Source organism: uncultured Shewanella sp., assembly GCF_947501225.1.
In the GTDB taxonomy this organism is placed as follows: Bacteria; Pseudomonadota; Gammaproteobacteria; order Enterobacterales; family Shewanellaceae; genus Shewanella.
In genome coordinates, this window is sequence record NZ_CANMUW010000078.1 from 1 (window position 1) to 201 (window position 201).

General features: G+C 47.8%; 1 tRNA gene. It reads left to right on the plus strand.

The window, feature by feature from the left end:
* Positions 1-126: 126 nt before the first annotated feature.
* Positions 127-199 (plus strand) — tRNA-Asn (locus Q1B47_RS21990).
* Positions 200-201: the final 2 nt, after the last annotated feature.

The window sequence follows — 201 nt, forward strand, 5'->3', positions numbered from 1 at the left end:
CCCCTGTAGTTCAGTTGGTAGAACGGCGGACTGTTAATCCGTATGTCACTGGTTCGAGTCCAGTCTGGGGAGCCAAAGTTATTTAAAATTGAAGCACGACAGGTGTTTACCTGTTTAGTAATTTATTCCCCTGTAGTTCAGTTGGTAGAACGGCGGACTGTTAATCCGTATGTCACTGGTTCGAGTCCAGTCTGGGGAGCC